Here is a 23,238-nt window from a genome sequence, read left to right on the forward strand (position 1 = left end):
CTCGCGGCTCCGGAGGCGAGACGCCTCTGAACACGACCTGATGTGGGGTGGGAGCCCTCGCTTCTGAAGGGCGTCGCGTCAGCGCAGGAGCAGCCTCAGCGGAGGAGCAGCTTCAGCGAAGGACCGGCGCCGGCGCGTCCGTGGCGGCGACGCGGGCCGGGGCGTCGGGGCCGAAGGCGGTGCTCGGATCGAAGAAGGCGCCGCGGGCCACGATCAGCCCGGCCGCCAGGACCCAGAAGAGCACCGCGCCGACGATCCGCCGGGTCCGGACCGGACGTCGGCGCGCCGTCGCGCAGGCAGCCTCCTGCGCGGGCCGCAGGTCCAGACGCTCGCCGAACGGATCGAAGATGGCAGGACGCATGGTCTTTCCGGGCTGACGCGCGACTTCGCAGGACGACACTTCGACATTGTAGATAGGTCGGGCGCAGGCCCCGCAGCAATAGACGCGGTTTTCTATTTTCAGTGGATCTAGAGAAGATATTTACTGCCCGAAAGATCGTCTGGAGAAATTTCGTCTTTGTTCCCCGACGCACCTTCGGTCCGGTGCTGCGTCGTGACGCAGCCGGGCCGTCCGGCCCTCCGCGGGTGCTCCCCCGCGCCATCGGAGCGGACCGCCGCCGCCCCCGCCAAGGCCGGTGAAGCCTCGGCATCGCGCAGACGCGGTGCGGGCCCGCGCCCTGGTCCGCGCAACTCACCAGGCGCGGTTGCCCGCCCGGGATCGTCCAGCCTACAATTCCGTGACTTTGCGGCATGACGGCCTGTTTGGCGCCGGCCGCAACAGCTGGGATTGGGAACAAGTACCGTGGAGAGCGGGACTCCGATGCGTGTCGCGCGGGGGGATTATAGAGCGCGGCGATGCCGCCATCCGGGCCGACACCGCGAAGCGGGGCGGATCGCGCGCCGGACCGGCGCCCGATGAACCCGTCCTCGCCGGATCACCGCGCCGACCCGCGGTCGGCGGAGCTGTCGTCGGCCGACTTCATGCGCCTGATCGAGGCGTTCGGCCTGACCGGCGCCTGGCGCTGGGACTTCGTCACCGGCCGGCAGGTCTGGTCGGCGGGGCTCTACCGGCTGCTCGGGCTGCCCGAGGGCGAGCCGGCGAGCTACGAGCGCCTGATCGGCCTCGTCCACCCGGCCGACCGCGACGGGCTCGAGGATTCCGGCCAGATCGTCCAGGCCGGGATCCTCGGCAGCCACACGGTCCGGCTGATCCGCCCGGACGGGACGACGCGCACGGTGGTGAGCCGCGGCGAGGTCTTCTTCAGCCCGGAGGGACGCCCGGTCGCGGCGACCGGGGTGCTCCTCGACGTGACCGACCGCGAGCGCCTGGCCGAGATGCACCGCCTGGAGCAGCAGCGCCGGGCCAGCCTGGCGCGGGAGGCGCAGGTCTTCATCCACACCGAGCCCAGCCTGCCGCTGACCGAGTACGGACCGGATTTCCTGGCCCTCGTCGGCCTGCGGCGCGAGGAGGTGCAGGCGGACTGGCTCAGCCCGATCGTGCCGCAGGAGCGGGCGCGCTGGCGCGACGAGCTGCCCCGCCTCGCCGCTCTGGGCCAGCCGTTCAGCATCGCGCCGACCCTGCGGCTCGCCGCGGGCGGTAGCGCGCAGTTCCGCATGACGCTGGTGCCCTTGCGCGACGGGACGCCCGATCCGGCCTGCTGGACCGCCGTGATCACGCCCCTGTCGGCCGAGGGCACCGCCTGGGATCCCGTGCCGCGCCCGGCCGAGCCGGCGATCCTGGTCGAGCAGGCGATCGAGGGCTGCCACCTGCGGGCGGCCCGCGGCCTCCTCGACTGGACCCTGAACGACCTCGCGCGAGAGAGCGGCCTGTCGCTCTCCACCGTGCGGCGCCTGGAGGAGGAATCCGACGGGCCGTCCTCCCGCTCGCGCCCGCACGCGCTGGCCGCCCTGCGCCGGGCCGGCATCGTCTTCACCCTGGTCGAGGGCGCGGTGGCGGTGGCGCTGGCGGAGTGAGCGCTCACCCCACCCGGAACACCGAGAGCGCCACGTGGTCCGGCGCCCGGGCCCCGGTGGCGAGGAACAGGCTGGTCTGCATCCAGGCGAGATGCGGGGCCGCGGTCTCGAAGCGCGGCACGGTGCGGAAATAGATCAGGCTCGGGTCGACCGGCTCGCCCCGGCGCAGGCGCTCGAGCGCCTCGGGCGGCCCGAAGCGCAGGCCCGTGTTCTCGACGTAGATCCGGGCGCCGTCCCCGGCCTCGACCACGTAGCGGGCGTGGAGATGGGTGAGCCCGTCCGCGGCGATGGTCTGGTAGTCGGCCCCGCCGGGCAGGACCCGCCCGGCGAGGGCGGGGCCCGAGACGGTGCCGCCGGTGATGGCGATGACCCGGCGGGCGCCGGCGCTCGTCGCGCCGATCTCGCAGGGGATCGCCACGTCGATGCGGGCATCGAAGACGTGTTCCAGGGCGGGGGCGGGAAGCGTCACGATCCGGCCCTCACTTGCCCCGCACCAGCGGGCAGTCGCTCTCTTCGATCGGCCGGAAGGCCTCGTCGCCGGGAAGCGTCGCGACCCGCTCCATCACGTCCCACTCGCCCTTCGATTCCTCCGGGCGCTTGACCCGGAACAGCGAGACGTCGCGGATCACCCGCCCGTCCGGCCGCAGGCGCCCGCCCTTGGTCATGAAGTCGTCGATCGGGGTCTCGCGCATCTTCGCCATCACCGGCTCGGCCGCGTCGGTGCCGGCCGCCTTCACGGCCTTCAGGTAGTGCATCACCGCCGAGTAGACCCCCGCCTGGTAGCTGTTCGGCATCGCCCGCTGGCGTTCGTAGAAGCGCCTGGCGAAGGCACGGGCGGCGTCGTCCTGGTCCCAGTAGAACGCCTCCGCGAGGTAGAGCCCGCCCGCGACCTTGAGACCCAGCGCGTGGACGTCGACCGCCGTCATGTAGAAGCCGGCGAGCTTCTGCTTCCCGCCGAGCAATCCGAACTCGGAGGCCTGCTTGACCGCGTTGATCGCGTCGCCGCCGACGTTGAACAGCGCGATCACCCCGGCGCCGGAGGCTTGCGCCTGGAGGATCTGCGACGACAGGTCGGGCGAGAGCAGGGGATGGAAGACCTGGCCCACCACCTTGCCGCCGCCCTTCGTCACCACCGGCGTCACGTCGGCGACGAAGGATTTGCCGAGCGTGATGTCGGCGACGATGTTGAACCAGGTCTTCTCGCCCGCCTCGACCAGGGGCTTGGCGATGGCGCGAGACAGCGCGTAGGTGTCGATGACCCAGAGCGCGCCGTTTGGGGAGCACTGCGCCCCGGTGATCACCGTCGAGCCCGATCCCGTGATGAGGGCGAGGCGGCCCTTCTCCTTCGCGAGCGCCTGGGCGCCGAGCGCGATGGCCGAGTTGTCGAGGTCGGTGATCATGTCGACCCCCTCGACGTCGTACCAGCGTCGCGCCAGCGTGCTCGCCACGTCCGGCTTGCTCTGGTGGTCGGCGGCGACGATCTCGATCGGCTTTCCCAGCACGGTCGGGCCGAAATCCTCGACCGCGAGCCGCGCCGCGGTGACGCTGCCGGTGCCGTAATTGTCGGCCATCGCGGTCGACATGTCGGCGAGCACGCCGATCTTGACGACGTCGCCGGAGACGGCGCCCTCCGCCCGGACCGCGGCGGGGGCGAAGGCGATCAGGCCCGCGAGGAGGGCGGAGCGGAGGGCGCGCATCGATTCACCCCCCTCAGACGGCCTTGAGGCCGAGGATCTCCCGGGCCTCGCCCGGGCTTGCCGGCTCGTGGTTGAGCTCCTTGACGATCCGTACCGTGCGGGCGACGAGCTGCTCGTTGGTGGCGAGCTGGCCGCGGGAATAGTAGTTGTTGTCCTCGAGCCCGACCCGGACGTGGCCGCCGAGCAGGATGGCCTGCGTGGTGGCCGGCAGCTGCGCCGGGCCGATGCCGGAGACGCAGAAGATCGATTGCGGCGGCAGCATCCGGATCATCGCCGCCAGGATGTCGTGCGAGTAGGGCATCGCGCCCTGGAAGCCCTTGTCGGCGCCGAGCACCATGTTGATGTAGTAGGGCGGCTTGTCGTAGCCCTTCTCGATCAGCCGGGTCACGTCCTGGAGGATGTGCTGGGGGCCAAAGACCTCCCATTCCGGCTTGATGCCGCGCTCCTGCATGCGCTTGGCGAGCAGCTCGCAGCGGCTCGGGGTCGTCACCACCAGGATCTCGCGGCCGCCATGCACGTCCGCGAAGGTCATGCCGTCGAAGGTCGCCATCTCGGCCCCGGCCTCGCAGCCCTTCAGCCGCTCCTCGAAGCTCGATTCGAACAGCCCGTCGGGGCGCGGCACCAGCATGTCGCCGCTCGATCCGCCGCCGGTCGAGTTGTTGAGGATGATGTCGCAGCGCTCGCGGATGCGCCGGTTGATGTCGCGATAGATCTCGGCGTTGCAGGTCGCCTCGTCGTCGGGCCGCCGGGCGTGGAGCGCCGCGATCGCCGCGCCCTCCTTCCAGGACTTGTGCACCGATTCGGCGATTTCCTGCGGCTGGGTCGGCAGGTTGTGGTTCTGGGCCTTCGAGGCCATGCCGCCCGTCGGCGCTACCGTCACGATCACCTTGGCCATGTTGTCCTCCCTTGGTTCGTTGGGGTTGGTTACGGCAGCTCCGGCGCGGCGCGCTTCTGCCGCACGAGGTCGACGAGCAGCCGGTCGCGCTCGGCCACCATCGCGTCGAGGTCGCGGCCCGCCAGCGCCTCGTCGAGGCCGCGGACGAGGGTCTGTTTCAGCTCGGGCGTCAGGCGCGGGTCGCCGAGATCGGCCCACATCGCCTCCATCAGCGGCCCGAGATGGTCGAGGGTGTGGGCGAGCCCGCCCGGGCCGCCGGAGAGGTGGTTGAGCAGGCACGGCCCCATCAACGCCCAGCGCAGGCCCGGCCCGTGGGCGATCGCCGCGTCGATGTCGGCGACCGTCGCGGCGCCCGAGCCGACGAGGTGGAACGCCTCGCGCCAGAGCGCCGCCTGGAGCCGGTTGGCGACATGGCCGACGAGCTCGCGCCGCAGGCGGATCGGCCGCTTGCCGATGCGTTCGTAGAAACCCATCGCGGCCGCGATGGCGCCCTCGTCGGTTTTTTCTCCCCCTAAGACCTCGACCAGCGGCACGAGATGGGGCGGGTTGAAGGGATGGCCGAGCACCACCCGGCCGGGGAAGCGGCAGGCCTCCTGGATCGCGCTCGGGGTGAGGCCCGACGAACTCGTCGCCAGCACCACGTCGGGGGCCGCCGCGGCGTCGAGGCGGCGGTAGGTCTCGCGCTTGATCGCCAGGCGCTCGGGCCCGTTCTCCTGCACGAAGTCGGCGCCCTCGACCGCTTCTTCCGGCTCGGCCACGAAGGTCAGGCGCTCCGGCGAGGCGTCGGGCTGAAGGCCGATTCGTTCGAGGACCGGCCAGTGCCGGGCGACCGTCTCGCGCAGGCGGTCCTCGGCACCCGGAGCCGGATCGGTGGCGGTCACGTCGAGGCCGTGGGCGAGACACAGCGACACCCACGACGCCCCGATGACGCCGGTGCCGATCACCGCCACCCGGCCGATGGCCGTGCGGTAGCCGCCTGCCTGCTCGCTCGCGTGGTTCATCGCGGCGCCCTCCCTGATCGGGTCGGTTGTCAGGGCTTGCCGCCCGATTGACCCGTTGAGATAGTTATATCACATTACAAATCAGGTTTGGCAATCCGGCGCGAACAGGCCGGAGCGAGAATCGGAGGAACGCCACGATGGCGGAGGACCTGTCGGGCCTCGGCACCGAGTCCCTGGTGGTGACCAGGCGGGACGCGGTGGCGATCGTCACCCTGAACCGCCCGCACAAGCGCAACGCCCTCGACGACGGCATGGTGCTGGGGCTGGAGCGCATCGCCCGGGGCCTGCCCGACGACGTGCGGGCGCTGGTGATCGCAGCAGAAGGCCCGCATTTCTGCGCCGGGCTCGACCTCGCCGAACTGACCGAGCGCGACGCTCCGGCCGGCATGCTGCATTCGCGGATGTGGCACCGGGCCTTCCACGAGATCGAGTTCGGCCGGGTGCCGGTGGTGGCGGCGCTGAAAGGGGCGGTGATCGGCGGTGGGCTGGAACTGGCCCTCTCAGCCCACCTGCGGGTGGCCGAGGCCTCCGCCTTCTTCGCCCTGCCGGAAGGGCAACGCGGCATCTTCGTCGGCGGCGGCGCCTCGGTGCGGCTGCCGCGGCTGATCGGCGTCTCGCGGATGCGCGACATGATGCTGACCGGCCGCGTGCACGACGCCGAGAGCGGCGAGCGGCTGGGCCTGTCGCACTACGTCGTGCCGGCCGGCGAAGGGCTGGAGCGGGCGATCGCGCTCGCTGCGCGCGCGGCCGAGAACGCCCCGCTCACCAACTACGCCCTGATCCACGCCCTGCCGCGCATCGCCGAGGCCGACCCGGCGACGGGCTACCTCACCGAGGCCCTGATGACCGCGGTGGCGCAGAGCGACGCCGAGGCCAAGCGCCGGCTTGCGGAGTTTCTGGAAGGGCGGGCGAAGAAGGTGCGGGAATAGCCCCGATTCCCCGCGCCGTGCCCTGACACCCTCCTGGTCATTCCGGGGCCGCGAAAGCGGAGCCCGGGATGATACCGAGAGACAGAAACACAGAAAATACAAGTAAATCTCGGTTACCTTCTCAGTTTTGGGAGAGAGATTAGGGGTGAAGGTGCTACATTTCTGAGTCTAACTCAGAACGTCCCGCTGCCAGCACGACGCTCAACGTCTCATACGGAAGCGTGTCACCCTCACCCCTACCCCTCTCCCAGACGGGAGAGGGGATCCCGCGCCTTATTCTGCTTCGTCGCGCCAAGGATAAAGCGCTCCGAAGACTTCGACCGCATCCAAAAACCCGGCACGAAGACCGGCCACCCCCATCCCGGAGGAACCCATGCCCCGCCACGCCACCCGCCGGCTCGCCCCGGCCCTCGTCGCCCTCCTCGCCTTCCTCGCCCCCGCCAAGGCCACCGAGCGGCCGGTGAAGATCGGCGTCCTCAACGACATGTCGGGGCCCTACGCCGACTACCAGGGCCAGGGCTCGGTCATCGCCGCCCAGCTCGCCATCGAGGACTTCGCAGCCAAGGCCGGGCGACCGGTCGAGCTGGTCTCGGCCGACCACCAGAACAAGACCGATATCGGCGCCTCGATCGCCCGGCGCTGGTTCGACCAGGACGGCGTCGACCTGATCCTCGATGTGCCGAACTCCGCCGTGGCGCTGGCGGTCGCGAACCTGGCACGGGAGAAGAACAAGGTGTTCATCGGCTCGGGCGCCGGCACCGCCGAGCTCACCGGCAAGCAGTGCTCGCCCAACACCGTGCACTGGACCTACGACACCTGGTCGCTCGGCCACGCGCTGGCCAAGGCCCTAGTGCAGCAGGGCGGAAAGTCCTGGTACTTCCTCACCGCCGACTACACCTTCGGCAAGGATCTCGAGGGCTCCGCCGCCGAGGAGGTGAAGGCGACGGGCGGCAGCGTAAAGGGGGCGTCGCGCCATCCCCTCGGCACCGCCGACTTCTCGTCCTTCCTGCTCCAGGCGCAGGCTTCGGGCGCCGACGTGATCGGGCTGGCGAATGCCGGCGACGACACCTCGAACGCCTTGAAGCAGGCGGCGGAGTTCGGCATCGCCCCGGGCCAGCGCCTCGCCGGCTTGATCCTCAACATCACCAACATGCCGGCGCTCGGCCTCAAGGCGACGCAGGGCGTCTACATCGTGACCCCCTACTACTGGGACCTCAACGACGGCACCCGCGCCTTCGCGGCGCGCTACGCTGCGCGCCATCCGCGCCACGCCATGCCGAACGACATGCAGGCCGGCATCTACTCGGCGGTGGAGCACTACCTGAAGGCGCTCGGCACCGTGAAGGAGGCCGGCGACGGTCGCGCGGTGGTGGCGGCCATGAAGGCGATGCCGACCGACGACCCGATCTTCGGCAAGGGCCGCATCCGCGAGGACGGGCGCAAGCTCCACCAGATGTACCTGCTCGAGACCAAGACCCCGGCCGAGAGCAAGGGCGGCTGGGACTACTTCAAGCCGGTCCGCACCGTGCCGGCGGACGAAGCCTGGCGTCCGCTCTCCGAGGGCGGCTGCCCGCTGGTGAAGGGCTGATCCATGGCCACGCATCGCTTCGTCGAGCGGGACGACGGCAGCCTCGTCGTCACCGCGACGGCCCCGCTGCCGCCCTATCCCGAGCGCCTGACCGCGCACCTCACCCGCCACGCCGCCGAGGCGCCGGACCGGCCGTTCCTGGTGCGGCGAGGCCGGGACGGCGCGTTCGAGCCCCTGACCTACGGGGCGGCTTTCCGCGGCGTCGAGCGCATCGCCGCATCGTTGCTCGCCCGGAATCTCTCGGCCGAGCGGCCGGTGATGATCCTGTCGGGCAACGGCTTCGAGCACGCGCTCCTCTCGCTCGCCGCCCTCCATGCCGGCGTCGCGGTGGCGCCGGTCTCGCCGGCCTATTCCACCGTGTCGCAGGACCATGCCCGCCTGCGGGCGATCGTCGAACTGCTCACCCCCGGCCTCGTCTTCGCGGCCGAGGGCGCCCCTTACGCTCCGGCCATCGCCGCGGCGGTGCCGGCGGGCACCGAGGTGGTGATCGCGGACGGCGCCGCGATCGGCCGGCCAGTCACGACGTTCGACGACCTCTTGCAAGGCGAGGACGGAGAAGCCGTGGCGGCGGCCCACGCGGCGGTCGCGCCCGATACGGTGGCTAAGCTCCTGTTCACCTCCGGCTCGACCGGCGTGCCGAAGGCGGTGGTGAACACCCACCGGATGCTCGCCTCCAACCAGGCGATGCTCCAGGCGCGCTTTCCCGCGCTGACCGCCGAGCCGCCGGTGATGGTCGACTGGCTGCCCTGGCACCACACCTTCGGGGGCAACCACAACTTCAACCTGGTGCTGGCGAATGGCGGCACCCTGTACATCGACGAGGGCCGGCCGACCCCCGGCGGCATCCGCGAGACCGTGCGGGCACTGCGCGAGGTCGCGCCCACCCTCTACCTCACGGTGCCGAAGGGCTTCGAGGCGCTGGTGCCGCACCTGCGCGACGATCCTGAGCTGCGAAACAACTTCTTCAGCCGGCTCCAGGTCACCTTCTTCGCCGCCGCCGGCCTGCCGCAGCCGGTCTGGGACGCGATCGACGATCTCGCCCGCCACACCATCGGCCGCACCGTGCCGATGGTGACAGGGCTGGGCGCCACCGAGACCGCCCCGATGGCGCTCGTCACCGACGACCGCCCGGCGAAGGCCGGCCAGGTCGGCCTGCCGGCGCCGGGGGTCGAATTGAAGGTCGCCCCCGTCGGCACCAAGCGCGAGGCACGGGTGCGGGGCCCCAACGTCACGCCCGGCTACTGGCGCCGGCCGGACCTGACGGCCTCCGCCTTCGACGAGGAGGGCTTCTACCGCCTCGGCGACGCGCTGGTGCCGGTCGATCCCGACGATCGCAACCGCGGCTTCACCTTCGACGGGCGCCTCAACGAGGATTTCAAGCTCACCACCGGGGTCTGGGTCAGCGTCGGTCCCTTGCGGGCCGCATTCCTCGACGCGTTCCAGCCGCTGGTGCGCGACGTCGCCATCGCGGGCGAGGCGCGCGACGAGGTCGCGGCCCTGGTCTTTCCCGATCTCGCCGCCTGCCGGGGGTTGAGCGGGAAGGGGGGCGACGACGAGGCCGTTCTCGCCCACCCGGCGGTCCGGCGCGACTTCGCCCGGCGCCTCGCCGCCTTCGCACGGAAGTCCACCGGCTCGTCGAACCGCATCGCCCGGCTCCTGCTGGTGGCCGAGCCGCCGGCCCTCGACCGCGACGAGGTGACCGACAAGGGCTCGATCAACCAGCGCGGCGTGCTGCGCAACCGCGCAGGGGCGGTCGAACGCCTCTACGCCGCGCCCTACGCCCCCGACATCATCACCCCGGAGACCGCATGACCGCGCCCGCGACCCAGCCCGTCGCCGACCACGAAGGCTTCAGCCACACCCGGACCCTGACGGTGGAATGGGGCCATTGCGACCCCGCCGGCATCGTGTTCAACCCGCGCTTCTTCGACTTCTTCGACTGGTCGACCGCGCTCCTGTGCGAGGCCGCGACCGGGCTGCCGAAGGCCGGGATGCTGGCGCGCTACGACCTCCTCGGCATCCCGCTGGTCGAGACGGGAGCGCGCTTCCTCAAGCCCTCGCGCTACGGCGACCGGGTCGAGATCGTCTCGACGGTGGTGGAGGTCGGCCGCTCCAGCTTCGCCGTGCGCCACCGCCTGCTCAATGCCGGGGATCTCGCCGTCGAGGGCCGCGAGCGCCGGGTCTGGGCCGGCCGCCACCCCGACGACCCGAACCGGATGAAGGCGGCGCCGATCCCGGAGGAGCTGGTGCGAAAGTTCCGGGGGGAGTGAGACTCCGGCTTCGAAGCCGGTCTGACCCGAGAAGACACGTATCGCGAAAACCCGTCATGTCCTTCCCGCGACCTCATCCTGAGGTGTCAGTCGATCTCGATCGACTGACCTCGAAGGAAGGCTCCAGAAACCTCTGCGATCCCTGGAGCGCTCCTTCGAGGCTGCTGCACGCAGCAGCACCTCAGGATGAGGTCGCGGGTGGGATGACGTGGAGCATCGCTCCGTCGAGAGTGCGCGTCCGGGAGCCTCTCCCCATCATCACTCCGCCTCCTCGGTCCCCTCGTCCCCCGCCACGTCCCGCGCGCCCTGCTCCAGCCGGCGCAGCAGGCCGAGGAGCGCGGCGCGCTCCTCCGGGTCCAGGAAGGCGGCGATGCGCTCCTCGTGCGCGGCCTCGCGGCGGTGCAGCTCGGCCATCAGGGCCTCGCCGTCGGGCGTGAGGAACAGGGATTGCGAGCGGCGGTCCGTTGGGTCGGGCTCGCGGCGGACCAGGGCGCGGGTCTCCAGCTCGTCGAGAAGCGGGCCGATATTGGCCCGCTTGATGCCGATCGCGGCCCCGACCTGGCTCGGCCGCAGGCCCGGACTGCCCTCGATCACCGTGAGCACGCCGAGCTGGCTCTGGCGCACGTCGAGATCGGCGAACAGCTCGACGAAGCTGCGGGAGACCGCGACCTGCGCCCGCCGCAGGGTGTAGCCGATCAGGCCTTCGAGGCGGGCGAGGCCCGGGGAATCATCGCTCGGCAACGCTGGACGGGCCCCTGTCTTCGGCCGTGAACCTGTCCCGCCACCTGCCCGCGATCGGGCCCGGGCGCAAGCCGGGAGGCCGCGCCCGGGCTTCTGCCCGTCAGCCCGCCGCCCGGGCCTCCCGGTCCCACGCGGCTTCTGCCTCGAGAGAGGCCTTATCCCGCTTGCAGGTGGCGAGCGCGGCGTCGCGCCCGTCCTCGCGGTAGGTGACGGCGAAGTCGCCCTTCTCCACGTCGCCCTCGATGCGGGCATCCTCCGCCGAACCGGCATGGCCGACGTAGCGCAGGCTGGTACCGTAATGCCCGCTCCAGAAGAACGGCGTCTCGGTGAACGGCGCCGCCTCGCCGAGAAGGGCGCGGGCGACGTGCTGGCCCTGGCGCTGGGCGTGGACCCAGTGCTCGACCCGCACGCGCTGCCCGCCGCGCGGATCGGGATACGACGCGACGTCGCCGACCGCGTAGATCCCGGGGCTCGAGGCGGCGAGCTGCGCGTCGACCGCGATGCCGCCGCCCTCGTCCTTCTCCGCCAGCGTCAGGCCGGCGACCTCGGCGAGGTCGGTGCGGGGCGCGACGCCGGTGCCGAGCACCACGAGGTCCGCCTCGATCCGGCTGCCGTCGTCGAGAGTCAGCGCCCGGCCGTCGAAGCCCGTGACCTCGCGGCCGAGGCGGAAGGTCACGCCCTTCTCCTCGTGCAGGCCCTGGACGAAGCGGCCGACCGCCGCGCCGAGGATCTTTTCCAATGGCACCGCATCCGGCGCCACTACCGTGACGGCCTTCTCGCGGGCCACCATCGCGGCGGCGACCTCGAGGCCGATGAAGCTCGCGCCCACCACCGCGACGCTGCGGGCGCTCGCCGCCGCCGCGATCAGCGCGTCGGCGTCGGCGAGGCTGCGCAGGGTGTGGACGTTCGGCCGATCGAAGCCCGGCAGGTCCGGCCGCCGCGGTGCGGCGCCGGTCGCGATCACCAGGGCGTCGTAAGGGAGCCGCTCGCCGCCCGCGGTCACGACCTCCTCGGCGCCGAGATCGAGCGAGACCACCCGGTCGCGCAGGAGCCGGGGGCCGTCGCCGGAATAGAAGCTCTCTGGGGCGAGCAGCGTCTTCTCCCGCGGCGCCTTTCCGGAGAGGTACTGCTTCGAGCAGAAGGTGCGGTCGTAGGGCGGATCGGGATCGTCGCTCACCAGGGTGACGGCGCCGCCGTGGCCGGCCCGGGCCAGCCACTCGGCGCAGGCATGCCCGCCCGCCCCGCCGCCGACGATCACGACCTTGCCGGGGGCCCGCACGACCCTGCCGGGGGCCTTCGTCACGGGCTTGCGCTCCGCCTCGCGGCGGCCGGTCACGGTGATGCGGCCGTCGCGCTCCTCGGCGCGGTAGCACGGCAGCGGGTCGAAGGCCGGGGCGCCGACCGCCTCGCCGGTCTCCAGGCTGAAGCGGGCGTGATGCCAGGGGCAGAGGATCTCGCCCTCGGCCACGATGCCCTTGCCCATCGGCGCGCCGAGATGGGTGCAGCGGGCGCCGATCGCCCGCATCTGCCCGTCGCGGCGCAGGAGCAGCACCTTGTCCGCGCCGAGCGTGCCCTCGATCATCGCCCCCTCGGGCAGGTCGCCGGCCGGAATCCCGCGGGCGAAATCCGGCTTGTCCTCGGCAGTTGTCTTCTCGGAACCCGTATCGGCCATGGCCTGCCTCTTCGTCAGTCGACGCCTCGTCGGCAGGCAACGCGCATGTGCCGTAACGGTGCCTCGCCCGATCCCGTCGATGTTCGGCGGGCGGCGACCGCCCCCGGGCGAAGGGCGTCGGCGGCGCCCGCCGGGCAGCATGGAGATCGACAGGCGCGGGCTTGTTACGTCAACCGTTCGATTCCTCGGAGTTTGCGGTTTTTATCAACAGATAATCCTTGCCTTTTCGGGCGCCCCGAACTTAAGGATAGGATACCGAATTCCAGTGATTCTCAGAGCGTGCCGGGATGGACGAGACCTCGAACACTCACGATCAGATTGTCACGCTGACAGCTGACATCATCTCTGCCTATGTCAGCAGCAATCATCTGCAGAGCGCAGAGTTGCCGAAGCTGATTTCCGATGTCTATGGCGCGCTGAACGAGATGGCGCGGGGGACCAAAGCCCTGCCCGAGCCGGTTCATCCGAAGGCGACTCCGGCCGAGATCCGCCGCTCGATCACCCACGACTACCTGACCAGCTTCGAGGACGGCAAGTCGTACAAGACCCTGCGCCGCCATCTCACCTTGCGGGGTCTGACCCCCGAAGCCTACCGCCAGAAATGGGGCCTGCCCCACGACTACCCGATGACCTCGGCGAGCTATTCGGAGCAGCGCTCCGAGCTCGCCCGCTCGCTCGGCCTCGGCCAGCAGCGCCGCCGCCCCGCGCGGAGCGAGGAGGGGGACGACGCGGTCGAGGCGGTCGAGCCGTCCGCTCCCGAGGCATCTGCCCCCGAGCCGGCGGCCGAAGCGGCCGAGGCCCCGAGCGAGACCAAGCCCCGCCGCGGCCGCCGCGGCGCCTGAGCGCCGGTCCGATCGGCTCGTCCGGCCGGCCCGCGACGCCGCGGGGACCGGTCGCCTTCGACGAACCGGGTCTCGCGGCGTCGGACCGTGCTCCGAGCCCGAAGCCTGGTCCCGCTCCCCGCGCCTCAGCCGCCCCGCGCCGCTTCGGCGAGCGCCGCGAAGGCGTGCGCCACCGCGATCGCGCCCGGATCCTCCACCCCGGCGAGGTCGGCGGCGGCGAGGTAGCTCGAGCGGCCGGTCCCGGCCCGGGTCATCCGGGCGGTGGCGGCGGCGCCCGCCTCCGCCGCCCGCGCCGCCGCGGCGAGACCGTCGGGCAGGGCGCCAAGGGCCGGCACCAGGGCGTCGAGCAGGGTGCGGTCGCCGGGGCGCGCGCCGCCATGGGCCTGGAGCCGCTCTGCCCCGCGCGCGAGAGCGTCGCGCCAGCCGAGCCCGTCCGCGAGGCCGGCACCCGCGGCGGAGAAGAAGATCGACATCAATACCCCGCTCGATCCGCCGGCCACCCGGGCCAGCCGGTCGGAGAGAGCGCGGCACAGGGCGGCGGGCTCGGCCTGCGGCAGCCGGTCGAGGTCGGCGAGCACGGCGCGCGCCGCCGCCGCGAAGGTGGTGCCGGTGTCGCCGTCCCCGACCCGCGCGTCGAGGGCGTTGAGCGCGCCTTCCGCCCCGATCAGGGCGGTACAGACCGCCGTGATCGCGCGCGCCACGGCGGGATCCTGCGAGGCGGCCGCCGCGTCCTGCCGCGCGAGGGCATCGGGCAGGGGGCGCGTCGCCGGGGCGACGACGGGAACCGCGCGCGGCCAGGCCGGCACCTCGGTCGCGGCCGTGAGCGCGGCTTCGGTCGCCGGGCCGAGCGGCAGCAGCGAGAGCGAGGCGCCGTGCATGTCGAGCGCCGTCATCGCGGCGGCCGGCCCGAGGAGCAGGCGCACCCGGCGGCCCAGCGGCGTCGCCAGCACCGCGCCGGTCAGCACCTGCATCTCCAGCGCCGTGGTGCCGCCGAGGTCGTTGACGAGGAGGGCGAGCGGCCCCTCCTCCGGGAGCGCCGCGGCGAGGCGCCCGGTCATCAGGCCGGCAAGCTCGCCCGCCCGCGGCAGGGCGATGCGCTCGATGCCGGGCTCGCCGTGGATGCCGAGGCCGAGCTCGGCCTGCCCCGGCGCGAGGCGCGCCTCCACCGTCCCACCCGGCATCGTGCAGCCCGAGACCGCGATGCCGAGGGACCTGACCCCGGCGGCGGCGGCCCGCGCGGCGGCCGCGACCTCGGCCAGCGGCCGGCCGCTTTCCGCCGCGTGGCCCGCCACCTTGTGCACCAGTAGCGTGCCGGCGATGCCGCGGGGCTGCGCGGCGCCGGGAATCGCCACGTCGTCGGCCACCGTGACGGTCTCGATGGCGAGGCCGAGAGCCCGGGCGCGCTCGGCGGCGAGGCCAAAGTTCAGCCGGTCGCCGGCGTAGTTCTTGATGATGACGAGGCAGCCCGCCGGCCCGGTCACCGCCAGGATCCCAGCCAGCACCGCGTCGACGGAGGGCGAGGCGAAGACGTCGCCGCAGACCGCCGCGGTGAGGAGGCCGCGCCCGACGAAGCCCGCATGGGCCGGCTCGTGGCCCGAGCCGCCGCCGGAGACGACCGCGACGCGGTCCGCCGGCCAGTCGGTCCGCAGCACGACCCGGATCGCCGGATCGCCGTCGAGGCGGGCGAGCCGGCCGCCGCTGCCCGCGACGAGACCGTCCACGGCCTCCGCCACCAGGGCGGCGCGGTCGTTGATGAAGTGGGCCATCCGGTCCTCCCTCTCGCGTCGGTCGCGGATCCTCCGCGACCCGGCAGCGCCTTGTCGCCGATCCTGCCAAAAGCGCGGCCGGCCCGCCACGGCCGAGGCGACCGAGCGGACGGCTTTGCCGAATCGGCCGCTTCGGGCCATAAGGGAGGGCCATCCTCCGGGCCGGGACTTCCCGGCGTCGCGGGCGCCACGCGGCGTCCGGGCCCGGACCGGCTTCGAGACCCGCCAGGGCCGTGTCGCAGCGGCGCCCCGCCCCCAAGGTGAGCCCGCCGCCGACCCGATGAGTGACACCCTCCCGTTCCTGGCCGGCGGCGGCCGCGCGGCCGCGATGATCCGCGCGCGCGACTGGTCCGGCCACCCGCTCGGGGGCCCCGAGACCTGGCCGGAGGCCCTGCGCACGGCGCTCTCCCTGGTGCTGAACTCGCCCGAGAGCATGATCCTGGCCTGGGGGCCGGACCTGCATTTCTTCTTCAACGAGACCTACTTCCCGCTGCTCGGGCCCCGGCTCGACTGGGCGATGGGCGAGCGCTTCGACCGGGTCTGGGCCGACGGCTGGGAGCAGGCCAAGCCCATCATCGATGACGCCTTCGCGGGTCGGAGCCGGCGCTTCGTCGACCTGCCGTGGACGCTCGGCACCGACCGGGGCGAGGCTCAGACCTGGTGGACCTTCTCCTACTCGCGGGTACTCGACGGCGCGGGCCGCGTCGCCGGCCTGTTCATCCTCACCAACGAGACCACCGCCCAGGTGATCGCGACGAAGCGCCTGCGCGAGAGCGAGGCGGTCGCCCGGGAGAACATCGAGCGGGTCCAGCTCGCGCTGTCCGCCGGCGCGATCATCGGCACCTGGTTCTGGGACCTGCCGAACGACCGCTTCACCGTCGACGAGGCCTTCGCCCGCAGCTTCGGCCTCGATCCGGCTCTCGGCCGCGAGGGCCTGAGCCTGGAGCAGGTGATCGAGACGGTGCACCCCGACGACCGGGCCGGGCTGATCGCGGCGATCGACGCGGTGGTGATCCGCGGCGGCGCCTACGCCCACCAGTACCGCACCCGGCGCGCCGACGGGCAGTATTACTGGCTCGAGGCGAACGGGCGGGTCGACCACGCGCCCGACGGCACGCCGCTGAGCTTTCCGGGCGTCCTCATCGACGTGAACGAGCGCCGCGCCGTCGAGGCCGAGCGCGACCGCGCCACCACGATGCTGCGGGCGCTGACCGAGACCCTGGAGCAGCAGGTCGCCGCGCGCACCGCCGAGCTGATGCGGGCCGAGGAGGCCCTGCGCCAGTCGCAGAAGATGGAGGCGGTGGGCCAGCTGACGGGGGGCATCGCCCACGACTTCAACAACCTGCTCGCCGGCATCTCGGGCGCGCTCGAACTGATGCAGACCCGCATCAACCAGGGCCGGCTCGCGGATGTCGAGCGCTACATGGCGGCGGCGCAAGGCGCGACCCGGCGCGCCGCGGCGCTGACCCATCGGCTGCTCGCCTTCTCGCGCCGCCAGACCCTCGATCCGCGGCCCACCGACGTCGGCCGGCTGGTGGCCGGGATGGAGGAGCTGATCCGGCGCACCGTCGGGCCGGCGATCGAGATCGCGGTCTCGGGCGCCCCCGGCCCCTGGACCGTCCTCGTCGACCCGCCGCAGCTCGAGAACGCGCTGCTCAACCTCTGCCTCAACGCCCGCGACGCGATGCCCGATGGCGGGCGCATCGCGATCGAGACCGCGAACCTGCACCTCGATGCGGCGGCGGCGCGCGAGCACGGGATCCCGCCCGGCGACTACCTGTCGCTCTGCGTGACCGATACCGGCATCGGCATGGCGCGCGAGGTGATCGCCCGGGTGTTCGAGCCGTTCTTCACCACGAAGCCGATCGGCCAGGGCACGGGCTTGGGCCTGTCGATGATCTACGGCTTCACCCAGCAATCCGGCGGGCAGGTGCGGATCACCTCCGAGGTCGGCTGCGGCACCCGGGTGTGCCTCGTCCTGCCGCGCCACCACGGCGCCTCCGAGGCGGAGGTCCCGCAGGCGGCCCGCGCCGACGCGCCCCGGGCGGAGCGGGGCGAGACGGTGCTGATCGTCGACGACGAGCCGACCGTGCGGATGCTGGTGACCGAGGTGCTGGAGGATCTCGGCTACACGGCGGTCGAGGCGGCCGACGGCGCGGCCGGCCTGAAGGTGCTGCAATCGGACGCCCGCATCGACCTCGTCGTCACCGATGTCGGCCTGCCCGGCGGCATGAACGGGCGCCAGATGGCCGATGCCGGCCGGGTGCGGCGGCCGGGCCTGAAGGTGCTGTTCATCACCGGCTACGCCGAGACCGCGGCGCTGGGCGCCGGGCAGCTCGAACCCGGCATGCAGGTGCTGACGAAGCCCTTCGCGGTCGAGGCCCTGGCCCTGCGGATCCGCGAGATGCTCGCCCGGCCGTGACGGGCCGAGCCGTGCGGCGGTCTGCCGCGGGATTACGTTGCGTTATATCCCGTTAAGGGCGGCGTGCTTGAAGGGAGCAAAGGCCCACGATCGTCTGGGACACCATAATGTTTGCCTCCGCGCGCCGCGCCAGCACTGCCGCCAAGCTCGACGCCATCGAGCGCTCCCAGGCCATCGTGACGTTCGGGCTCGACGGCCTGCTCGCCGAGGCGAACGAGAATTTCCTCCAGCTGATGGGCTACCGCCTCGACGAGGTGCGCGGGCGTCACCACCGCCTGTTCGTCGACCCCGACGAGGCGGCGGATCCGGCCTACGAGGCGTTCTGGGCCTCGTTGCAGCGGGGAGAGTTCCAGAGCGCCGAGTATCGGCGCCTCGCCAAGGGCGGGCGCGAGGTGTGGATCCGCGCCAGCTACAACCCGGTGCTCGACGCCCGCGGCCGGCCGGTCCGGATCGTGAAGTTCGCCCTCGACGTCACCGCCGAGAAGCAGGCGGCGATCGCCGCCGCCGGCCAGATCACCGCGATCAACCGCTCGCAGGCGGTGATCCACTTCGCCCCCGACGGCACGATCCTCGACGCCAACCCGCACTTCCTCACGGCGACCGGCTACGGACTCGACGAGATCGTCGGCCGCCACCACCGCGTGTTCGTGACCGGCGAGGAGGCCGCCGGGCCGGAGTACCGCGAGTTCTGGGCGGGGCTCGCCCGCGGCGAGTACCGGGCGGGCGAGTTCAAGCGGCGGGCCAAGGACGGCACCGAGATCTGGATCCAGGCGACCTACAACCCGATCCTCGACCCGACCGGGCGCACGCTCAGGATCGTCAAGTACGCCGCCGACATCACCGCCGCCAAGCAGCACGCCGCCGACACCGCCGGCAAGATCGAGGCGGCGCTCCGCTCGCAGGCGGTGATCGAGTTCGCGATGGACGGCACCATCCTCGATGCCAACGGCCACTTCCTGAAGGCGATGGGCTACGGCCTCGACGAGATCGTCGGCCGGCACCACCGCCTGTTCGTCTCGCCCGATGCCGCCGCGAGCCGCAGCTACGCCGAGTTCTGGGAGTCCCTGCGCGCCGGGCGCTACGCCTCCGCGGTGTACCAGCGCGTCGGCAAGGGCGGCCGGGAGGTGTGGATCCAGGCCACCTATACCCCGGTCCTCGACCTCGACGGGCGCCCCTGCAAGGTCATCAAGTTCGCCACCGACGTCACCCACAGCATGAGCGTGCGGGCGCGCGCGATCACGGCGGCGGAGCAGACCCTGGCCCGGATCCAGGCGGTGGCGGAGGCCTCCGAGGAGATGCACCGGACCTCGGCGTCGATCGCGGGCCGGATGGGCGAATCGCGCCAGGCCGTCGGCCAGATCCAGGAGCGGATGGGCGTGGCGGAGGCCGCCACCGCGCGCCTCGACGTGGCGGCCCGGGCGATGAACGGCGTCGTCGAGACGATCACCGCCATCGCCGAGCAGATCAACCTGCTGGCTCTGAACGCCACGATCGAGGCGGCCCGCGCCGGGGCGGCCGGCCGCGGCTTCGCGGTCGTCGCCGCCGAGGTGAAGAACCTCGCCGGCCAGGCCAGCGCGGCGACGGGGCGGATCTCGGGCGAGATCGGCGCCATGCAGAGCGTGTCGCGCGAGGTCGCCGAGGCCCTGGGCTCGATCAGCGGCGCGGTGGACGCCGTACAGGGCTTCATCGCCGAGACCACGGCGGCGAGCGAGCGCCAGCGCGCCACCACCGGCGAGGTCAGCACCAACGTCCAGACCACGGCGACCGGCGTCGCGGAGATCGCCGGCAGCCTCGACGAGTGGCTGGTCGGCCTCGAGGAGCGGCGGATCGACGAGCGGACCCGCACCTCGATCTCCGGCCGGGTCGTGCTGCCGCCGGGATCGGGAGTGGTCGAGGCGATCTCCTGCCTCGTGCTCAACCTCTCGAAGTCCGGCGCCAAGCTCGCCCTCGAGCGCCCGGTCCGGCTGCCGCCCCGGATCCGCCTCGCGATCGAGGGCCACGCCGAGCGCCCCTGCGAGGTGATCCGCCAGCACGGCTGCGAGATCGGCATCCGCTTCGAGGAGTGATGGTTCGGACAGGCTGGTTGCCCCGAGAAAATATTTATGTTGTCGGCTACATCATACCGCTCGCAATCACTGGTACGGGCGAACGGAGTCTGAACCGGCACTTCAGCCGAAGACTTCGCTGTGCGAGCCAAGTCGGGCGAGCCGCAAGGTCGTCGAGTCGGGCTTGCGATAGATCAACACGAGGTCCGGCTTCACGTGGCAATCGCGATAGCCGGACCAATTGCCGGTGAGCTCGTGGTCGCGATGGTGCGTCGCGAGGGGCTGATCGGTCGCGAGTGCGGTCAAAACCGGCAGAAGCAAGCTGTCGAGCGTCGCTCTGTACCGTCCACGGGCCTCTCGCTTGTAGTCACGCTTGAACGCAGTTGAGCGGTCGATCGTCCGCATGGAGATCGGCCATCAGGGCTTCGATCCCAGCCAGGCGCGTCCCATGTCCCTCTTCCAGTTCGGTAATGGCTTCGCGGGTCTCGGCGTTCGGAACTTCGACGTCGAAGGGAAGGCGCCGGTCGTCGGCGATGCGCAGCATCAGCAGCCGGATCGCATCGGAAACAGACAGGCCCATGGCGTCGAGCGCCTCCGCGGCGCGCTCCTTGATGTCCGCGTCGATGCGGGCGCGAACGTAGGTGACGTCGGGCATCAGCGTCTCCGAAGTAGGGCTTCCGATGTTGTGGGCTCACGGTCGCGCCAGTGCAACGGACGCGGCGTCGCGTCCCACCCTACGGCCGCGGCCAGCCCAGCAGCCGCTCCGGCGCGAACGGCGCCACCGGCACCGCGGGCGTGCGGCCGGTAGCGAGGTCGGCGACGAGCCGGCCGGTGATCGGGCCGGTGGACAGGCCGATATGGCCGTGGCCGAAGGCGAAGATCAGGCCGGCGTGGCGCGGCGCGGGGCCGATCACCGGCAGGCCGTCCGGGGTCGAGGGGCGCGAGCCGAGCCAGGGCCGGTTGTCGAGGGGCTGGCCGAGGCGCACGGTGCCGGCGGCCTCCCGCGCCGCCGCCTCGATCTGCCGGTAATCCGGCTCGGCATGGCGGTCCGCGACCTCGACGCCGGAGAGCACCCGCACCCGGCCCTCGCCCATCGGCGACAGGATCGAGGCGGCGCCGGTGTCGTAGACCGGGCGGGTGAGGGCCGGGCTGTCGGGGTGCAGGGCGTAGTGGCGGTGGTAGCCGCGCTCGGCCGCGAAGGCGAAGCGGTAGCCGAGCGGCCGCGACAGCTCGTGCGCCGCCGCTCCCGTCGCTAGCACCACCTGGCGCGCCCGCACGATCCCGCCCGGATGGACGACGCGCCAGCCGTCGGCCCCGGGCTCCAGGCGGCTGACGGTAGTGCGCAGGGTTCGCCCGCCGAGGCCGGAGAACAGCCGCTCGGCGGCCTCGACGAGGCCACCCGGATCCCCGACGGCGCCGGTCTGCGGCAGCAGCATCGCCCGGGCGAAGGGGCGGACCAGCGCCGGCTCCAAGGCCTGGATCGCCGGGCCTTCGACAATCTCGAACGGGACGCCGTGATCCGTCAGGATCTCGCGCTCCAGGGCCGCACCCGCGAAGGCGGCCTCGGTGCGGTAGAGCTTCACCCAGCCGCATTCCCGCAGCAGGTGGGGCACGCCGGCCCGGTCGGCGAGGCGGCGGTGCTCCGGGTAGGCGGCGTCGGTGAGCGGGGCCAGCGCGTCGGCGGCCCGGCGCCAGGCTGAGGCACGGGCGCTCGCGAGGAAATGCGCCACCCAGGGCAGCACCCGCAGCAGGTGGCCGTGGCGCAGGCGAAGGCCCGGATCCGCGTTGCGCAGGTAGGCCGGCAGCTTGCCCCACAGGGCCGGGCCCGCCATGGGCAGGATCGAGCCGCGGCTGACCACGCCGGCATTGCCGTAGGAGGTGCGCGCCCGCGCCTCGCCGGGGTCGCACAGGACCACGTCCAGCCCGCGATCCTTCAGGGCGATGGCGGAGGACAGGCCCACCATCCCGCCGCCGACCACCACGATGTCGGCCGTCTGCTCGTCCTGCTGCATCACCCTTGTCTCGCCCACCAGGGAGATTCGCGATCGCAATGCCATCGCGAAGCTCTCTAAGTCTTTGTTCTGCCGCATTTTCTTCGACGAACCGGCATCCATTTCGTCGGAAAATGCTCTAGGTCAGCCCGGCGAGATCGCGCACCGTGCCGAGCAGCACCCGCGTCGCCGCGTCGGCATCCTCCAGGGTGATCGACTCGGCCGGGTTGTGGCTGATGCCGCCGCGGCAGCGCACGAACAGCATCGCGGAGGGGCCGAGCGCCGCCATCGCCACCGCGTCGTGGGTGGCGCCCGAGGGCAGTTGCAGGGGAGAAAAGCCGAGGCGCCGCGCCGCCCGGTCGAGGGCGGCCTGGAAGCCCGGATCGAGGGCGACCGCCGCGTTGTCCATGTGGGTCTCGGCACTGAACCCCACCGTGCGGCGCCGCGCGATCGCCCGGCACTCGGCCTCGATCGCCTGGGACAGGCGCAGGCGGTCGGAATCCTCGGGCGCGCGCACGTCGAGGCTGAAATCGACCCGGCCCGGGATCACGTTGACGGCGCCCGGCACGACGGTGAGCGCGCCCACCGTCGCGACCGCGCCCGGCACCGCCTCGCCGAGGCGCTCGACCGCGAGCGCCATCTCAGCGGCGGCGGCGAGCGCGTCCCGGCGCATGCCCATCGGCACGGTGCCGGCGTGGTTGGCCTCGCCGGTCACGGTGCAGCGCGCCCGGGTGAGGCCGACGATGCCGGAGACCACGCCGACCGGCTGCGCCGCGGCCTCCAGCGCCGGGCCCTGCTCGATGTGGATCTCGAGGTAGCCGGCGATCTCGTCGCGGCGCCGGGCGAGGGCCGGGATGCCGTCCGGGTCGCCGCCGAACCGGGCCAGCGCCTCGCGCAAGGTCGTGCCGGCGTCGTCGCGGCCCTCCAGCCACTCCGGCTTGTACTGCCCGGCCCAGGCCTTCGAGGTCGAGAGCGAGGTCGGGAAGCGCACGTTCTCCTCGTCGCCGAAGGCCACTACCTCGATGGCGAAGGGGAGGGTTCGGCCGCGCAGCTCCTCGGCGACGACCAGGGCCGCCGCGACCCCGAGGGGGCCGTCGTAGCGCCCGGCATCGACCACGCTGTCGATGTGCGAGCCGAGCACCAGGGCCGGCAGCCCCGGCTCCCGCCCCTCCATCCGCCCGACCACGCTGCCGGCGGCGTCGATCCGCGCCGAGAGTCCAGCCTCCCGCATCAGGCCAAGCACCGCCTCGGCGGTCGCCCGGTGGGCCGGCGAGAGGTAGAGCCGGGTCAGCCGTCCCGGCTCGTCGGTGTGACGGGCGAGGTCGTCGATCAGCGCCATCACGCGGGCGCCGAGGCGGGGAGTGTCGGTCATGGGCGTCGCGACCCTGCTGGTGTCGAGCGGGCG

General features: G+C 72.4%; 20 protein-coding genes. 8 read left to right on the forward strand and 12 right to left on the reverse strand.

The window, feature by feature from the left end; all coding sequences use genetic code 11:
- Positions 1-112 precede the first annotated feature (112 nt).
- Complete coding sequence (locus ACS5PV_RS04225; RefSeq protein ID WP_455394116.1) at positions 113-361, reverse strand: hypothetical protein; 249 nt, start codon at positions 359-361, stop codon at positions 113-115.
- A 554-nt stretch (positions 362-915) separates the two neighbouring features.
- On the opposite strand from ACS5PV_RS04225, the gene ACS5PV_RS04230 reads away from it, so the two are divergent.
- Positions 916-1,974: a PAS domain-containing protein gene (locus tag ACS5PV_RS04230; RefSeq protein ID WP_455394117.1), complete on the forward strand. Its 1,059-nt coding sequence runs from the start codon at positions 916-918 to the stop codon at positions 1,972-1,974.
- Positions 1,975-1,978: 4 nt separating this feature from the next.
- On the opposite strand, the gene ACS5PV_RS04235 is transcribed toward ACS5PV_RS04230, so the two are convergent.
- Genes ACS5PV_RS04235 through ACS5PV_RS04250 form a run of 4 tightly spaced genes read right to left on the reverse strand, consistent with a single transcriptional unit; the run spans position 1,979 to position 5,567 of the window.
- Positions 1,979-2,443, reverse strand: coding sequence for a DUF3237 domain-containing protein (locus tag ACS5PV_RS04235; RefSeq protein WP_455394118.1), 465 nt, complete (start codon positions 2,441-2,443; stop codon positions 1,979-1,981).
- Between the two features lie 10 nt (positions 2,444-2,453).
- Entirely contained in the window at positions 2,454-3,671 is a 1,218-nt protein-coding gene (locus tag ACS5PV_RS04240) for an ABC transporter substrate-binding protein (RefSeq protein ID WP_455394119.1), read from the reverse strand.
- 13 nt (positions 3,672-3,684) lie between these two features.
- Positions 3,685-4,566: a 3-keto-5-aminohexanoate cleavage protein gene (locus ACS5PV_RS04245; protein WP_455394120.1), complete on the reverse strand. Its 882-nt coding sequence runs from the start codon at positions 4,564-4,566 to the stop codon at positions 3,685-3,687.
- A 29-nt stretch (positions 4,567-4,595) separates the two neighbouring features.
- On the reverse strand, positions 4,596-5,567 hold the full coding sequence (locus ACS5PV_RS04250; RefSeq protein ID WP_455394121.1) for a 3-hydroxyacyl-CoA dehydrogenase NAD-binding domain-containing protein: 972 nt from the start codon (positions 5,565-5,567) through the stop codon (positions 4,596-4,598).
- A gap of 137 nt (positions 5,568-5,704) precedes the next feature.
- Between ACS5PV_RS04250 and ACS5PV_RS04255 the strand changes: the two genes are divergently transcribed.
- From ACS5PV_RS04255 to ACS5PV_RS04270, 4 genes are all read left to right on the forward strand, one after another.
- Positions 5,705-6,496, forward strand: a complete 792-nt coding sequence (locus ACS5PV_RS04255; RefSeq protein ID WP_093568672.1) for a crotonase/enoyl-CoA hydratase family protein — start codon at positions 5,705-5,707, stop codon at positions 6,494-6,496.
- Between the two features lie 373 nt (positions 6,497-6,869).
- Complete coding sequence (locus ACS5PV_RS04260) at positions 6,870-8,084, forward strand: ABC transporter substrate-binding protein (protein ID WP_455394122.1); 1,215 nt, start codon at positions 6,870-6,872, stop codon at positions 8,082-8,084.
- Positions 8,085-8,087: 3 nt separating this feature from the next.
- Entirely contained in the window at positions 8,088-9,896 is a 1,809-nt protein-coding gene (locus ACS5PV_RS04265) for a feruloyl-CoA synthase (RefSeq protein ID WP_455394123.1), read from the forward strand.
- Positions 9,893-10,354, forward strand: a complete 462-nt coding sequence (locus tag ACS5PV_RS04270) for an acyl-CoA thioesterase (RefSeq protein WP_455394124.1) — start codon at positions 9,893-9,895, stop codon at positions 10,352-10,354. Before ACS5PV_RS04265 ends, ACS5PV_RS04270 begins: the two co-directional genes overlap by 4 nt.
- A gap of 258 nt (positions 10,355-10,612) precedes the next feature.
- On the opposite strand, the gene ACS5PV_RS04275 is transcribed toward ACS5PV_RS04270, so the two are convergent.
- Both ACS5PV_RS04275 and ACS5PV_RS04280 read right to left on the reverse strand, forming a co-directional pair.
- Positions 10,613-11,095 (reverse strand): MarR family winged helix-turn-helix transcriptional regulator, encoded by a 483-nt coding sequence (locus ACS5PV_RS04275; protein ID WP_455394125.1) that lies wholly within the window; start codon positions 11,093-11,095, stop codon positions 10,613-10,615.
- Between the two features lie 100 nt (positions 11,096-11,195).
- Positions 11,196-12,767 (reverse strand): FAD-dependent oxidoreductase, encoded by a 1,572-nt coding sequence (locus ACS5PV_RS04280; RefSeq protein ID WP_455394126.1) that lies wholly within the window; start codon positions 12,765-12,767, stop codon positions 11,196-11,198.
- Positions 12,768-13,054: 287 nt separating this feature from the next.
- On the opposite strand from ACS5PV_RS04280, the gene ACS5PV_RS04285 reads away from it, so the two are divergent.
- On the forward strand, positions 13,055-13,609 hold the full coding sequence (locus ACS5PV_RS04285; protein WP_455394127.1) for a MucR family transcriptional regulator: 555 nt from the start codon (positions 13,055-13,057) through the stop codon (positions 13,607-13,609).
- Positions 13,610-13,734: 125 nt separating this feature from the next.
- Here the strand turns inward: ACS5PV_RS04285 and ACS5PV_RS04290 are convergent, their stop codons facing one another.
- Entirely contained in the window at positions 13,735-15,375 is a 1,641-nt protein-coding gene (locus ACS5PV_RS04290) for a dihydroxyacetone kinase subunit DhaK (RefSeq protein WP_455394128.1), read from the reverse strand.
- A gap of 280 nt (positions 15,376-15,655) precedes the next feature.
- On the opposite strand from ACS5PV_RS04290, the gene ACS5PV_RS04295 reads away from it, so the two are divergent.
- The gene (locus ACS5PV_RS04295; protein ID WP_455394129.1) at positions 15,656-17,797 is read left to right on the forward strand and encodes an ATP-binding protein; all 2,142 of its coding nucleotides are present in this window, start codon (positions 15,656-15,658) and stop codon (positions 17,795-17,797) included.
- A 107-nt stretch (positions 17,798-17,904) separates the two neighbouring features.
- Entirely contained in the window at positions 17,905-19,863 is a 1,959-nt protein-coding gene (locus ACS5PV_RS04300; protein ID WP_455394130.1) for a PAS domain-containing protein, read from the forward strand.
- A gap of 102 nt (positions 19,864-19,965) precedes the next feature.
- On the opposite strand, the gene ACS5PV_RS04305 is transcribed toward ACS5PV_RS04300, so the two are convergent.
- The 4 genes from ACS5PV_RS04305 to ACS5PV_RS04320 form a co-directional block, all read right to left on the reverse strand.
- Complete coding sequence (locus ACS5PV_RS04305) at positions 19,966-20,247, reverse strand: type II toxin-antitoxin system YafQ family toxin (protein ID WP_455394131.1); 282 nt, start codon at positions 20,245-20,247, stop codon at positions 19,966-19,968.
- The gene (locus tag ACS5PV_RS04310) at positions 20,210-20,497 is read right to left on the reverse strand and encodes a type II toxin-antitoxin system RelB/DinJ family antitoxin (protein WP_455394132.1); all 288 of its coding nucleotides are present in this window, start codon (positions 20,495-20,497) and stop codon (positions 20,210-20,212) included. The genes ACS5PV_RS04305 and ACS5PV_RS04310 overlap by 38 nt, the downstream gene beginning before the upstream one ends.
- 79 nt (positions 20,498-20,576) lie before the next feature.
- On the reverse strand, positions 20,577-21,854 hold the full coding sequence (locus tag ACS5PV_RS04315; RefSeq protein ID WP_455394133.1) for an NAD(P)/FAD-dependent oxidoreductase: 1,278 nt from the start codon (positions 21,852-21,854) through the stop codon (positions 20,577-20,579).
- A gap of 118 nt (positions 21,855-21,972) precedes the next feature.
- Positions 21,973-23,205 carry an allantoate amidohydrolase gene (locus ACS5PV_RS04320; RefSeq protein ID WP_455394134.1) on the reverse strand — a complete coding sequence of 411 codons (1,233 nt, stop codon included), beginning with the start codon at positions 23,203-23,205 and terminating at the stop codon, positions 21,973-21,975.
- Positions 23,206-23,238 lie beyond the last annotated feature (33 nt).

Source organism: Methylobacterium sp. Gmos1, assembly GCF_053764715.1.